This window comes from Rhodoferax sp. (assembly GCF_012927445.1).
GTDB lineage: Bacteria > Pseudomonadota > Gammaproteobacteria > Burkholderiales > Burkholderiaceae_C > Rhodoferax.
Map to the genome: position 1 here is coordinate 689219 of NZ_JABBPD010000004.1, position 13604 is coordinate 702822.

At 55.8% G+C, this 13604-nt stretch carries 16 protein-coding genes and 1 tRNA gene; 11 read left to right on the plus strand and 6 right to left on the minus strand.

All coding sequences use genetic code 11. The features are described 5' to 3' along the window. Nucleotides 1-18 precede the first annotated feature (18 nt). Genes purH through dusB form a run of 3 tightly spaced genes read right to left on the minus strand, consistent with a single transcriptional unit; the run spans nucleotide 19 to nucleotide 2942 of the window. Nucleotides 19-1599, minus strand: coding sequence for a bifunctional phosphoribosylaminoimidazolecarboxamide formyltransferase/IMP cyclohydrolase (gene purH / locus HHJ17_RS08860; protein ID WP_296503111.1), 1581 nt, complete (start codon nucleotides 1597-1599; stop codon nucleotides 19-21). A gap of 57 nt (nucleotides 1600-1656) precedes the next feature. Further along, nucleotides 1657-1893: a helix-turn-helix domain-containing protein gene (locus HHJ17_RS08865; RefSeq protein ID WP_296505575.1), complete on the minus strand. Its 237-nt coding sequence runs from the start codon at nucleotides 1891-1893 to the stop codon at nucleotides 1657-1659. Next, a complete protein-coding gene (gene dusB / locus HHJ17_RS08870) occupies nucleotides 1890-2942 on the minus strand; it encodes a tRNA dihydrouridine synthase DusB (protein ID WP_296505576.1) in 1053 nt (350 codons plus the stop codon). Before dusB ends, HHJ17_RS08865 begins: the two co-directional genes overlap by 4 nt. A gap of 127 nt (nucleotides 2943-3069) precedes the next feature. Here dusB and HHJ17_RS08875 point away from each other — a divergent pair, with 127 nt between their 5' ends. From HHJ17_RS08875 to HHJ17_RS08895, 5 genes are all read left to right on the plus strand, one after another. Then, entirely contained in the window at nucleotides 3070-3540 is a 471-nt protein-coding gene (locus HHJ17_RS08875; RefSeq protein WP_296505577.1) for a YqaA family protein, read from the plus strand. A gap of 517 nt (nucleotides 3541-4057) precedes the next feature. Next, the gene (locus HHJ17_RS08880; protein ID WP_296503124.1) at nucleotides 4058-4615 is read left to right on the plus strand and encodes a hypothetical protein; all 558 of its coding nucleotides are present in this window, start codon (nucleotides 4058-4060) and stop codon (nucleotides 4613-4615) included. Nucleotides 4616-4653: 38 nt separating this feature from the next. Further along, entirely contained in the window at nucleotides 4654-4836 is a 183-nt protein-coding gene (locus HHJ17_RS08885) for a hypothetical protein (protein WP_296503127.1), read from the plus strand. A 137-nt stretch (nucleotides 4837-4973) separates the two neighbouring features. Then, complete coding sequence (locus HHJ17_RS08890; protein ID WP_296505578.1) at nucleotides 4974-5219, plus strand: hypothetical protein; 246 nt, start codon at nucleotides 4974-4976, stop codon at nucleotides 5217-5219. Nucleotides 5220-5281: 62 nt separating this feature from the next. Then, the gene (locus HHJ17_RS08895) at nucleotides 5282-5593 is read left to right on the plus strand and encodes a hypothetical protein (protein WP_296503134.1); all 312 of its coding nucleotides are present in this window, start codon (nucleotides 5282-5284) and stop codon (nucleotides 5591-5593) included. Nucleotides 5594-6044: 451 nt separating this feature from the next. Here the strand turns inward: HHJ17_RS08895 and HHJ17_RS08900 are convergent, their stop codons facing one another. The 3 genes from HHJ17_RS08900 to HHJ17_RS08910 form a co-directional block, all read right to left on the minus strand. After that, nucleotides 6045-6260 carry a BrnA antitoxin family protein gene (locus tag HHJ17_RS08900; protein WP_296503136.1) on the minus strand — a complete coding sequence of 72 codons (216 nt, stop codon included), beginning with the start codon at nucleotides 6258-6260 and terminating at the stop codon, nucleotides 6045-6047. 182 nt (nucleotides 6261-6442) lie between these two features. Next, nucleotides 6443-7528, minus strand: coding sequence for a redox-regulated ATPase YchF (gene ychF / locus HHJ17_RS08905; protein WP_296505579.1), 1086 nt, complete (start codon nucleotides 7526-7528; stop codon nucleotides 6443-6445). A gap of 272 nt (nucleotides 7529-7800) precedes the next feature. After that, nucleotides 7801-8157, minus strand: a complete 357-nt coding sequence (locus HHJ17_RS08910) for a rhodanese-like domain-containing protein (RefSeq protein ID WP_296505580.1) — start codon at nucleotides 8155-8157, stop codon at nucleotides 7801-7803. 134 nt (nucleotides 8158-8291) lie between these two features. Between HHJ17_RS08910 and HHJ17_RS08915 the strand changes: the two genes are divergently transcribed. The 6 genes from HHJ17_RS08915 (at nucleotide 8292) to HHJ17_RS08940 (ending at nucleotide 13556) form a co-directional block, all read left to right on the plus strand. After that, nucleotides 8292-9431 carry an FAD-dependent monooxygenase gene (locus tag HHJ17_RS08915; protein ID WP_296505581.1) on the plus strand — a complete coding sequence of 380 codons (1140 nt, stop codon included), beginning with the start codon at nucleotides 8292-8294 and terminating at the stop codon, nucleotides 9429-9431. A 14-nt stretch (nucleotides 9432-9445) separates the two neighbouring features. Continuing rightward, nucleotides 9446-10159, plus strand: a complete 714-nt coding sequence (locus tag HHJ17_RS08920; RefSeq protein WP_296505764.1) for a DsbC family protein — start codon at nucleotides 9446-9448, stop codon at nucleotides 10157-10159. Next, nucleotides 10159-11976, plus strand: coding sequence for a peptidase M61 (locus HHJ17_RS08925; RefSeq protein ID WP_296505582.1), 1818 nt, complete (start codon nucleotides 10159-10161; stop codon nucleotides 11974-11976). The genes HHJ17_RS08920 and HHJ17_RS08925 overlap by 1 nt, the downstream gene beginning before the upstream one ends. Before the next feature lie 42 nt (nucleotides 11977-12018). Continuing rightward, complete coding sequence (locus HHJ17_RS08930) at nucleotides 12019-12798, plus strand: enoyl-CoA hydratase (protein WP_296505583.1); 780 nt, start codon at nucleotides 12019-12021, stop codon at nucleotides 12796-12798. A gap of 37 nt (nucleotides 12799-12835) precedes the next feature. Next, nucleotides 12836-12912 (plus strand) — tRNA-Met (locus tag HHJ17_RS08935). Between the two features lie 188 nt (nucleotides 12913-13100). Beyond that, the gene (locus HHJ17_RS08940; RefSeq protein ID WP_296501175.1) at nucleotides 13101-13556 is read left to right on the plus strand and encodes a hypothetical protein; all 456 of its coding nucleotides are present in this window, start codon (nucleotides 13101-13103) and stop codon (nucleotides 13554-13556) included. Nucleotides 13557-13604 lie beyond the last annotated feature (48 nt).

Consider the following 13604-nt stretch of genomic DNA (forward strand, 5'->3'; position numbering starts at 1 on the left):
ACGCGGCAGTAAGCCCGTTCAATGGCGGAAATGGCGCACACCGCTGAACACCATCGCCACACCGCGCTCGTTGGCGGCATCGATCACTTCCTGATCGCGCATCGAGCCACCGGGCTGGATGACGCAGGTCGCACCGGCGTCTACCACCACATCCAGACCGTCGCGGAACGGGAAGAAGGCGTCGCTGGCGACCGCCGTGCCATTCAATGACAGGTTGGCATGTTGCGCCTTGATGCTGGCGATGCGGGCCGAGTCCAGGCGGCTCATTTGACCGGCGCCGACGCCCATCGTCATGCCATCTTTGCAGAACACGATGGCGTTGCTCTTGACGAACTTGGCCACGTTCCAGGCAAACAACAGGTCTTGCAACTGCTGTGCCGTCGGTTGCACCTTGGTGACGACCTTGAGGTCGGCCAGCGTGAGCGTGTGGTTGTCGGCAGTCTGCATCAGCAGGCCGGAGCTGACGCGCTTGATGTCCATCGTGTTGCGGCCCTGGCTGCCGTCGGTGGGCAGGCTGATTTTCAGGATGCGCACATTGACCTTGGTCTTGAACACTTCCAGCGCCTCGGGGGTGTAATCCGGCGCCATCAGCACTTCAACGAACTGTTTTGAGATTTGCAGCGCAGCCTGCTCGTCCAGCGTGCGGTTGAGGGCAATGATGCCGCCAAAAGCGGAGGTCGGGTCGGTCTGAAACGCCTTACTGTAGGCTTCCAGCGTGTCGGCGCCCACCGCCACGCCACACGGGTTGGCGTGCTTGACGATGACGCAGGCCGCTTCCTTGCTGGCGTCAAAGCTCTTGACGCATTCCCACGCCGCGTCAGCGTCGGCGATGTTGTTGAAGCTCAGTTCCTTGCCGTGCAATTGCACGGCCGTCACCAAGGAGCCGGCGGCCGGGTTCAGGTCGCGGTAGAAGGCGGCTTGTTGGTGCGGGTTTTCGCCATAGCGCAGGTCTTGCAGCTTGATGAACTGGCTGTTGGCCTGGGCCGGGAACAACTGGCGCGCCGGCGTGCTGTTGTCTTCTTCAAAGGTGATCGACGACAAATAGTCGCTGATGGCGCCGTCGTACTGGCTGATGCGGTTGAACGCAGCCACCGACAGGGCAAACTTGGTTTTGAGCGTCAGGCCACCGTCGGTCAACTCGGCCAGCACTTGGGCGTACTGCGAGGCGTCGGTCAACACCGCCACGTCTTTCCAGTTCTTGGCTGCGCTGCGCACCATGGCGGGGCCGCCAATGTCGATGTTTTCAATCGCATCTTCCAGCGTGCAACCGGGCTTGGCGACGGTCGACTCAAACGGGTAAAGATTCACCACCAGCAAGTCGATGGTGTCGATACCGTGCGCTTTGATGGCCCCCATGTGCTCGGGCAGGTCGCGCCGGGCCAGCAGGCCGCCGTGCACTTTGGGGTGCAGGGTTTTGACTCGGCCGTCCAGCATTTCGGGGAAACCGGTGACTTCCGCCACTTCGGTCACGGGCAGGCCGGCATCGGCCAGCAATTTGGCGGTGCCGCCGGTGGACAGCAGCTTGATGCCCAGCGCGTGCAGCGCCTGTGCAAATTCAACGATGCCGGTTTTGTCGGAGACGGATAAGAGTGCGTTCATGGGTTTAAATAAAGTAATCGATAAAAAAAGTGAGGCTCACAAGCGCTGGCGCACGGCTCACTCAATCAGCTTGTGTTCCAGCAGTTTCTTGCGCAAGGTGTTGCGGTTCAAGCCCAGCCACTGGGCGGCTTTGGATTGGTTGTTGTCGGCATGCTGCATGACGACTTCAAGCAGCGGTTTTTCCACCACGTTGACCACCATGTTGTACATGCCGTTGGGCTCGCTTTCGCCCAAGTCCCTGAGGTAGTCCGTCAGGCTGTTGCGCACGCATTCTTCTATGTGCATCGTGCTCATGCTGCTTTTTCCATGTGCTTTTCTTTCTCGCTTTGCAAACCATTTGGAACGGCCGCCGGCATCCGGTCCATCTGCGCGTTCATCCCGTCAAAAAAATCAGCCACGGCACGGGTCTGGTGGCCGCAGTCTTCGATCAAATTCATGCGCGCCCGAAAGTCCTCGCCGCCGGGCAAGGACTTGACGTACCAACCAATGTGCTTGCGCGCCGTGCGCACGCCGGAGTATTCGCCGTACAGCGCGTAATGGTCTTGCAGATGGTCCAGCAACAGCTGTTTGACCTCGGCCACCAGTGGCGGCGCCAGATGGGTGCCGGTCGCCATGAAATGCGCCATTTCGCGAAAAATCCAGGGCCGGCCCTGCGCCGCGCGACCGATCATCACGGCGTCGGCCTGGGTCGCGGCCAGCACCTGCAGCGCCTTCTCGGGCGACGCAATATCGCCGTTGGCCACCACCGGCACGCGCACCGCGGCCTTGACGGCGGCAATGGTGTCGTACTCGGCCTGCCCGTTGTAGCCCTGTTCGCGGGTGCGCCCGTGCACCGTGATCATCTGCACGCCCGCCTGTTCGGCGGCCCGGGCCAGCACCACGGCATTTTTTTGCGCCTGGCACCAGCCGGTGCGCATTTTGAGCGTGACCGGCACACCGCGCGGCGCACAGACGGCCACCACGGCCTCGACGATGGACAAGGCCAGCGTTTCGTCCTGCATCAGGGCGGAACCGGCCCATTTGCTGCAGACTTTTTTGGCCGGGCAACCCATGTTGATGTCAATGATCTGTGCGCCCCGGTCAATGTTGTAGGCCGCCGCCTCGCCCATCATCCCCGGCTCGGTGCCGGCGATTTGCACCGCGATCGGGCCGGGCTCGCCTTCGTGGTTGGCACGGCGCGAGGTTTTCAGCGTGCCCCACAAATCCGGCCGGCTGGTGACCATTTCACTCACGGCATAGCCCGCGCCCAACTTCTTGCAAAGCTGACGGAACGGTCGATCCGTCACCCCCGCCATGGGGGCGACAAAGAACGGATTGGCGAGCGAATAGGGACCAATGTTCATGCGGACAAATGAATGACGATGAGACCTTGTGCAGGGTTAAAACAGGGGGGGCGGCAAAAAGCCAGAGGTGAATTCTAACTGCCCAAAATTTCAGCAATTAAAACGTAAACCCTATACTCACGCACCCATGCCCACCTGGATCGATCACCTCCTCAAACTACTGGCGCTGCCCGAATTCGGCCTGAGCACGGTGTTTGTCGTGTCGTTCATTTCGGCCACGCTCATTCCCCTAGGCTCCGAGCCGGTGGTGTTTGGTCTCGTCAAGCTGAATCCGGCCCTTTTTTGGCCGACCATCCTGGTCGCCACCGCCGGCAACACCCTGGGCGGCGCCGTGACGTGGGCCATGGGCCTGGCGTCGCACAAAGTGGTTGATCGCTACCAGCATTCCAAACATCATTTGCGGGCGCTGGACTGGCTGGAACGCATCGGCCCGAAAGCCTGCCTGCTGGCCTGGCTACCGGGCATCGGCGACCCGCTGTGTGCCGTCGCCGGCTGGCTCAAACTGCCGTTCTGGCCCTGCCTGGCCTACATGGCGATTGGCAAGTTTGCCCGCTACCTGACGATGACAGCGGCACTGGTTGGCCTGTTTGGCCCTTAAACATCGGGCAGGGATGAGGCAGCGCGTGGGAGCGACTGAACCTGCGGTTCTTGATGTCGCACCCACGCGCTGCCTCATCCCCACCGACTTGACGTGTTGACGGCCTCAGGTCAAACGCCCCAAAACGCTATGATTTTTATAGCTTTTTACGCTTTCTGCACGGCGGCTAGCGGATTTTTAAGCTTACAAAAAAGAATGACTCAAGCCACAAACCCATACGTTTGCATCACATTGATTTGTGGATCAGTTGATTGACACGAAACAATCAAAACAGGTGGCACGCTAGCCTTGTTTTTGGGTGTCAACAATACGACCGTTTTACGAACACTATTTCAACGATGAAATTTGACCTGGATCGGTTAGCAACAGTTTAGGACGCCGATGTTGGCGTGAGTGGTGCTTAAAAAAAGATGGCATGAAAAATTTTAAAAAAATACAAAAATAGCTTAAATACATCTTGCAACTATCTTAAATATATCTTAGGATTGCTTCATTGTTTTTTTAAACGGAGCTAACAATGAATGACCAAGTTAAAGCAAAAGTATGGGGGGTGTTCGTCGGCGAAAGAGGTGATCAATTGGAGGCGTTCAACTCAAAAAATGGGCCATTTCCGCCGTCACCTGGAGTAGAGGGTTACATTGCGATAGGTTGGGCAGGAATGGGCGACCTTCGAATGTTCAAAAACAACTACTCTGACTACTTGGAAAAATTTAGAATTTTGTACCCTGATGAAGATGGAAATGAAAGAGTTCTAAAAACACAAGCAAACATACCGTGGAATTTCGCTTATTCCATAAATGATGGCGATTTTGTTATTTGCCCTTCATCAGCATCTGGGTATTTGCTTATTGGGAATATCGTTGGGGATTATGAAAATGACTTCAATAATTGGATAAGCGTTGCAAAGACAAAAACACGTGCTGATCTTATGCACTTAAGACGTGTTAAATGGATTACTGCCTTATCCAAGGATGATCCAAGATATGAAAAAATTCATCGAATTGGACAGCTAACAGTTGTATCCCCAAGTTTATCTGCAATAGATTTGATTAACATAATTAACGAAGATAAATAAATAAAATTTAGATTTCTTGATTTACAACGAGGCATAAAATGGCGAAAATTAAATACGAAATTAGATTCTACATTTCAAATTCAACTGGTAGTTCAAAACAAGGTCCAAATACAGCAACGATTGAGGCTGAAAGCGAAATAAATGCCATTTCAGAAATAAAGAAAAAATACCCTGATTCATCAACTAGGAAATTTGAGTTAATTTCATTAAAACAAAAATAGAAAAGTAAATAAGGAATAGCCAACCCTCAATATAGTATTTGTTAATCTGAATTTTGCCGAATATTTTTTAAATATTTATCGGTCTAACTTCTTGTGAGACAAGTCAAGAAAACTATTAGGATAGCAAGGAAGTAATCATGAGCCAAGGTATCTGCAATACATGTCGTAAATATAAAAAATTACATGGCAATGGTTCGTGTGGAGGTTGTCAAGCACAAAAATATGGAGGGGATTTCGCAGAATGGCTATTTGATTTTGTGGCTAAAAAAATAAAATTATTTATTAATAGAAAAAAAATAATTTGTACAATAAATTTATGCCAATTCAACACTCCAGTCGAACGTCGCGATCTGTATAAAAAAATTAATCACAATCTCAAGTAGTTAACCACCTATTAAACTACTTAATTTACTAAAATTTATGGTGTTTATCTTAGAATAATTCAATGAAAAAATATATTAACATCGCATTTTTAATGATTTCCATTTCATCAATTTCTATTTCATCCTATGCTGAAATTCTCAAAGGACAACGCATTGTTGGATACTATGATTGCGGCACAATGCAATGCAATTTCGTGACCCCTGATGCCGGAACATTTGATTTTGAAGTTGCCGATAAGAAAGTAGCACCTAAAATTTTCAAATTATGTAAAGTTGATGATATTTGTGCGATTACAGGTGATCTTGACATTGAAAATTCAACAATCCTTAAAGTAATTAAGGTTGAAAATAGCGGGACTAAACACAAAAAATAAAGTGCAATACGTACCCTGCTTGAATTATTTTAGATTTCAATGCAGTGTCGTGGTATTCGAAAAATATCAAGACACTGCATAATGCCTTAAATCGTGAATTCTGAAATCTTTAAATTGTGTTCATAAAAGGAACCTTTGCTGAACAGCCAGCTAGGCCATCCACTTGACATAACGTCCTGTCGCGTCAAGTGGAAACCGCAGCACCCAATGTCAGCTAGCAGGCAGGCCCGCTCGACCACCTGCAAATCACACAACGCTAGGCGGGGACGGGGCAGCGTTTGGGGGCGACATCAAGAACCGCAGGTTCAGTCGCTCCCAAGCGCTGCCCCGTCCCCGCCGGTCCGAAACAAAAAAATACCCGAACCCACTATCAATAAAATAGCTTCTTACGCAAGCTGCTCAAGCTCTAAAGCCCGATTCGGAATAAATCAAGAGATGACCAGGAAGTTCATCACGTCGCACGAAAGGCGGCGGACACGTCGGGTGATAGGCGGATGGTAGTGGGCACCTTGGGCGCGGCCTTGACGCTGCCCACTGGGCGGCCCTGGCGCCGTGCCATGATCTGCTCGGGCGTGGTCACGCGGCCCTCGCCGCGCTTGGCCTGGGCTATGGACTCCAGCAAATCGCGTTCAAATTCACTCAGTTCTGTATCGACTTTGAGTTTCATAATTTCGCCTCTCGTGAAGTTTTGCCAGCTCGCGCAAAAATGCAGCCGACAAGTTATCTTGCGTGGACTTGTCGTAGACGGTCAAAGCGAATGACTTCACAGCAGACGAACAGACACCGCTATTATTTTAATAGCTGCTTACGCAGGCAGAACAGGGGCTACAGCCCCGTTTCTTATAAATATCAGGAACTGAACAGGAAGTTCATCACGTCGCCATCCTTGACGACGTATTCCTTGCCTTCGCTGCGCATCTTGCCGGCATCTTTGGCGCCCTGCTCACCCTTGTGGGTGATGAAATCTTCAAAGGCAATGGTCTGGGCCCGGATGTAGCCCTTCTCAAAGTCGGTGTGAATCACACCCGCCGCCTGCGGGCCGGTATCGCCGACATGGATGGTCCAGGCGCGCACTTCTTTCACGCCAGCCGTAAAGTAGGTTTGCAGGCCCAGCAGCTTGTAGGCCGCAATGATCAGGCGGTTCAGGCCCGGCTCTTCCTGGCCGATTTCGGCGAGGAACATTTTCTTGTCTTCCTCTTCCATGTCTGCCATTTCGGCCTCGATCTTGGCGCAGATCGCCACCACCGGCGCGTTTTGCGCTTTGGCGTAGGCGGTCAGGCGGTCCAGGAATGGATTGTTCTCAAAACCATCTTCGGCCACGTTGGCCACAAACATGGCAGGCTTGGCGGTGATCAGGAAGAACTGCGTCAGCAACGGCAACTCTTCCTTGCTGAACGCCAGGGTCCGCACCGGTTTGGCTTCATTCAGCGCCGCCTGGCATCTTTCCAGAATCGACACCAGCTTGATGGACTCCTTGTCACCGGAGCGTGCGGCCTTGGTCACGCGGTGCAAGGCTTTTTCCACCGCCTGCAGATCGGCCAGGCACAACTCGGTCTGGATCACTTCCATGTCGGAGATCGGATCGACCTTGCCAGCGACGTGAATCACGTTGTCGTCTTCAAAGCAGCGCACCACATTGATGATGGCGTCGGTTTCGCGGATGTGGGCCAGAAACTTGTTGCCCAGGCCTTCGCCGGTGCTGGCGCCGGCCACCAGGCCGGCAATGTCCACAAACTCAACAATCGCGCGCTGCACCTTTTGCGGCTTGACGATCAGGGACAGCGCATCGAGACGGGCGTCCGGCACTTCCACGATGCCCACATTGGGCTCGATGGTGCAAAACGGATAGTTTTCGGCGGCGATGCCGGCCTTGGTCAGGGCGTTAAACAGGGTCGATTTACCGACGTTGGGCAAGCCCACAATGCCACATTTCATGAAATTTCCTTAAAAATCAAAGCACTAGCGAACCCAACGGGGCATCGTGGAAGTGCCGGACCCGCGCAAGATAACGGGGTCGAAAAGATCAAAACCAAACGGGCAAAACACGGCATTGCTGCACAGTTTTGTCCTCGTTTAGCCCTGGAAGATTGATGTCAATTGTAATGATCAGCGAGCCAATGCTTAAAAAGGCGAGCGCGACCGATGGGCGCATCCTGCGGGAGAGTGGTCCAGTCGCAAGGTGCACACCGTACGCCGTCCAAAGAAGATTAGTCCAAAAACTTGCGCCAGGTTCCGATGTTGTAAACCTTCTGGTAGCCCTTCTTCTTTAGCAATAGTTTTGCCATGCCGCTTCGTGTTCCGCTGGCACAGCAGAGAACAACCGGGGACGACTTGGGTATCTCACCGAGTCGGCTTCCCAATTCCGGCAGGGGGATGTTGATTGTTCCAGGTGCGTTCCCATTGGCGAACTCCCCAGCCGATCTAACGTCGACAAAGATGGCGCCGTCCTTCTTGAGTTCTGGCAGCATGGCAATGACTCTTTTTGAATTCCACCACTTGTACGCCCACCAAAGACCCAAGGCCAGGAATGGCCAATACTTTTCAAAAAGACCCAAAAAATCCATATAACTCCTTATTAGACTGAATGAATGAAGTATCGGTGAATGCCCGAAAGCGCACTTTTTTGATGGCCACCGCTGTGATGAGCCCATTGGGCTGATTGAATAGGGATTTAGCGCGGGCTTCTACAATCCCGAACATGACTCAACCCTTTGATATTTGCATTCGCGGCAGTGGCATTGTGGGTCGCACGCTGGCGCTGTTGCTGGCGCGTGAACGTCTTCGCGTGGGCCTGGTGTCGCTGGCCCCAACCGTGGCCAAAAACGATTCACCCGAAAAGACGACAACGGCCGACGTGCGGGCTTATGCCTTGAATGCCAAATCCAGAGCCCTGCTGGAATCACTGCGCTGCTGGCCCGATGCCCAGCACGCGACCGAAATCCTGTCAATGCAGGTCAAAGGCGACGACGGCGGTGAGGTGAACTTCAGCGCCAGCGACCTCCAGGTTCCCGGTTTGACCTGGATTGTGGATGTGCCGGTGCTTGAAGCCCAGCTGGCCGAGGCGGTGCGGTTTCAACCCCTCATCGAGTTGCTGGACGCCCCCCAACCGGCCACCCTGACCGTCATCTGCGAAGGCAAGACCAGCAGCACACGCGCCGAGTTCGGCATTGACTTTGAGGTCACGCCCTATCACCAGCGCGCAATCGCTGCCCGGCTGCGGTGCGAAACGCCCCATGCCCAAATCGCCCGCCAGTGGTTTTCGCAGGGCGAAATTCTGGCTTTTTTGCCGATGGGCGGGCCCGAAGGGAACTCTGTCGCCATCGTTTGGTCTGTTGAAGAGGGTCGCGCGCAGGCGCTGCTGGACGAGAGTCCGGACGAGTTCTGCCAGCAGTTGGTAGCGGCGAGTGAAGGCTGCCTGGGCCAACTCACCCTGATCAGTGAGCGAAGCGCCTGGCCGCTGCAGCAGGCGCAAGCCGATCGCTGGGTCGGCCGTCATGACGGCAAGGCGTGGGCCTTGGCCGGTGACGCCGCGCACAACGTTCATCCGCTGGCCGGGCAAGGCCTGAATTTGGGGCTGGGCGACGTGGCGGCACTGGCAACGGCCTTGCACGAGCGCGAGTACTGGCGCTCGGTCGGCGACGAAAAACTGCTGCGGCGCTACGAGCGCTCGCGCAAGGCGGCGGTGTTGACCATGGGCGCCACGATGGATGGCCTGCAACAGTTGTTTTCGCAACGGAGTGCCCCCTGGCAAGCCGCGCGCAACTGGGGCATGAAGGGGTTTGAACGGAGCGGCCTGGTCAAGCAATGGGTCGCACGCCAAGCCATGGGTTTTAAATAATTGACGGGATGATGATGAACTTGATGAAAACCGCCTTGCTGGCCGCCACTCTGGTGGCGGCTTTTAGCGTCAGCGCCCAGGAGGCCACCATTCGCAAGAATCTGGGCGAGCGGATTCCTCAGCTGAAGAAAATCGACGAGGTCACCAAGAGCCCCATGCCCGGCCTGTTTGAAATTCGGGTCAACGGTACCGATATTTTCTACACCGACGCTGAAGGCAATTTCCTGGTTCAGGGCAATCTGATCGACACCAAACAACGCCGCAACCTGACTGAAGAACGCATCGACAAGCTGACCGCCATCAGTTTTGACTCGCTGCCGATCAAGGATGCCTTCACCATCGTGCGCGGCAATGGCAAACGCAAGCTGGCCGTCTTTGAAGACCCCAATTGCGGCTACTGCAAACGCTTCGAGCACGACCTGCAAAAAGTGGACAACGTGACGATTCACATGTTCCTCTACCCCATTCTCAGTGCGGACTCTGCCGAGAAGTCCAAGCACATCTGGTGTGCCAAAGACAAAGCCAAATCCTGGCAAGACTGGATGGTGCGGGACCAGTTGCCCAAAGCAGCGAGCTGCGATAGCGCCGCCATCGAGCGCAACGTGGAGTTGGGCCGCAAGTACAAGATTACCGGCACCCCGACGCTGGTCTTCGTGGACGGCACCCGCGTGCCCGGTGCCATCAGCACCGCCCAAGTTGAAAAACACCTGACCGACGCCAAGAACTGATGACCACCGCTGCCGTTGGCTACAGCGTGCGGGTGCAAGACCTGCATGCCCATCTGTTTCAGGTCACGCTGACCATCGCGCAGCCCGCACCCTTGCAGCGGGTCAGCCTGCCCGCCTGGATTCCGGGCAGCTATCTGGTGCGTGAGTTTTCCAAAAGCTTGCAACGCTTGCAAGCGCACCAGGGCGCCACATCGGTGGCACTGACGCAGCTCGACAAGTGCAGCTGGCAAGCCGAATGCGCGGCGAACCAGCCGCTGGTGCTAAGCTACGAAATCTACGCCTTTGACAACTCGGTCCGCACCGCCTGGCTGGACGCAGCGCGCGGCTTCTTCAATGGCACCAGCCTGTTCCTGCAAGTCGCAGGCCAGGAAAACTTGCCCCATGCGCTGGAACTGCGGGCGAACAAGGCATCCCCCAACTGGCAGGTTGCCACCGGACTGACACCCAAAAAAACCAATAAGAGCGGCTTCGGCCGCTATCTCGCCGCCAACTACGACGAACTGGTGGACTGCCCGGTGGAGATGGGCGAGTTCTGGAGTGGCTCTTTTGTGGCGGGCGGCATCCCGCACCGTTTTGTGGTGACCGGCGCGCCCCCCAGCTTTGACGGCGACCGGCTGCTGGCCGACGCGCAACAGATTTGCGAAGCTGAAATCCGTTTCTGGCACGGCCCCAAGGCCGGCAGTCGCGCCAGCAACCAACCACCGCAGCAGAGCTACCTGTTCATGCTCAACGCCGTGGACGATGGCTACGGCGGCCTGGAGCATCGCAACTCCACCGCGCTGATTTGCACCCGCAAAGACCTGCCGCGTCTGAGCAACCCGGCGCTGCTGCCGCACACGACCCAACCGCCGACCATGCAACCCAAGCCATCCGAGGGTTACACCACGCTGCTGGGTCTCATCAGCCATGAGTATTTCCATACCTGGAACGTCAAGCGACTGCGCCCGGCCGAATTTACCCGTTACGACTACGCCCAGGAAAACTACACGCAACTGCTCTGGTTTTTTGAAGGCTTTACCAGCTACTACGACGATCTGCTGCTGCGCCGGGCCGGACTGGTTGACGACACCACCTACCTGAAGCTGCTGACCAAGACCGTCAACCAGGTGCTACAGACGCCCGGGCGCGAGGTGCAATCCGTGGCGCAGGCCAGCTTTGACGCTTGGGTGAAGTACTACCGGCAGGACGAGAACACGCCCAACGCCACGGTCAGCTATTACACCAAGGGCGCGCTGGTGGCCTTGTGTCTGGACCTGACGCTGCGTCATGAGGGGCAAACAACCCTCGATGCGGTGATGCGGGCCTTGTGGCTGCGCTGCAAGGGTGGCCCCATGCGTGAGAGTGATCTGTCCAATGTGCTGGAAGCCCTCTCGGGTCGGTCTTTTGCCAAAGAGATTGCACACTGGGTGCATGGCACCGCAGCCCTGCCCCTCCAGGCACTGCTCGACGGGCAAGGCATCGCCGTGCTGGAAGAGCCAGCCCAGATCGCGCAACGCCTCGGCCTGCGCGTGGCGGAGAGCAACGGGATTGTGATCAAAACCGTTTTGCGCGGGGGCGCCGCTGAATCCGCCGGGTTCGCCGCGGGCGATGAATGGCTGGGGCTTGAAGTCGGGACGGCCAAGTCCGCCACCCACTGGCGCCTCAGCAAGCTGGATGATTTGTTGCTTTATGCGGGCACGGCCACCCAGGTCATCGCCCTGGTGGCACGCGACAAGCGACTGATGAAACTGTCGCTGTCACTGCCCAAGGCCGTCACCACCTGGCGGCTGGTGGCGCGCGACGGCCAACGAGTTGGCCAGTGGCTCAACGCCGCCTGATTTTCTTTCGATGTCAACCATTAACAAAAACCGGAGAACTGCATGAACTACGAACTGATCAACGTCCGCACCGAAGCCGACAAAGTCGGCATCATCACCCTGAATCGCCCCAAGCAACTCAACGCACTGAACGACCAGCTGATGACGGAGTTGGGCACCGCACTCAAAGCCTTTGATGCGGACCCGGCCATTGGCTGCATGATCATTACCGGCAGCGAAAAAGCCTTTGCTGCCGGGGCCGACATTGGCGCCATGGCCAGCTATACCTTTGCCGATGTGTACAAAAGCGACTACATCACCCGCAACTGGGAACAGATTCGCTTAATCCGCAAACCCGTCATTGCCGCCGTCAGCGGCTTCGCACTCGGTGGCGGCTGTGAACTGGCCATGATGTGCGACTTCATCATCGCCGCGGACAACGCCCGCTTCGGCCAACCTGAAATCAAACTGGGCGTGATTCCCGGCGCCGGCGGCACCCAACGTCTGCCACGCGCCGTGGGCAAAGCCAAGGCCATGGACCTGGCCCTGACCGGCCGCATGATGGACGCGGTTGAGGCCGAGCGCGCCGGTCTGGTCAGCCGCGTCGTGCCGCTGGACAAGCTGATGGAGGAGGCGCTGGGCGCCGCTTTGATGATCAGTGATTTCTCACAAATTGCCACCATGGCCGCCAAAGAATCCGTCAACCGCTCGTTTGAAGGCACCCTGAGCGACGGCATCAGTTTTGAACGCCGCATGTTCCACGCCCTGTTTGCCACCGCCGATCAAAAAGAAGGCATGGACGCCTTTGTGAACAAACGCAAAGCAAATTTCAAGAACCTGTGATGAATGCGGCTTCTAGTTGCTATAATCTGCGGCTGTCGGTGATATAGCTCAGTTGGTTAGAGCGCAGCATTCATAATGCTGATGTCGGTGGTTCAAATCCACCTATCACCACCAAATTATTCAGAACCCGCATCAGCAGCTGTTGATGTGGGTTTTTTGTTGATGCGCCCGCTGGCTGAGCGCCCCTGGTTCTGTCGATCAATGCCATCGATGCCAAGCTATTGATTTACAATGGATTTTTTACAGGTTGAGATTCTTCAACCTGAATTCGCCTCTCAAACCCCAGCCTCTGGATGAACACCATGAACCGCTGCCTGCCCCTGCCAATGCTCCGTTTTCTGCTGATGCTGGCCCTTGTCTGCACGGCCACCTCCAGTCCCATGCCCGTCGCGGCGCAAACCACGCTGCGCCAGTTTCCACTGGCGGCCAAGCGTGGCCTGCTGGAGGTAACGGCGCCGCCGGCGGTGCTGATGAGCGGCACGCCCGAGCGGCTGTCGCCGGGCGCCCGCATCAAGGGCGTCAACAACGAACTGGTGATGTCCGGCTCCTTGGTCGGCACCCGCGTGCTGGTCAACTACCGGCGCGATGCGCAGGGGCAGATTCATGAAGTCTGGATCCTGAGCCCCGAAGAAGCGCAAGAAAAACGCAGCGGGATGGAGCCGGTGACGAACTTCATTTTTGGCTCAGACGCCGACAAGCCCAAAACGGATGACGGCAACACGCCGTACAACCAGCTGCCCAAGTATCCTCGGCAGTAACGGCGTTGGTCCGCCCCTCGAAATTTATATAAAACAGGCGCTAGCCCC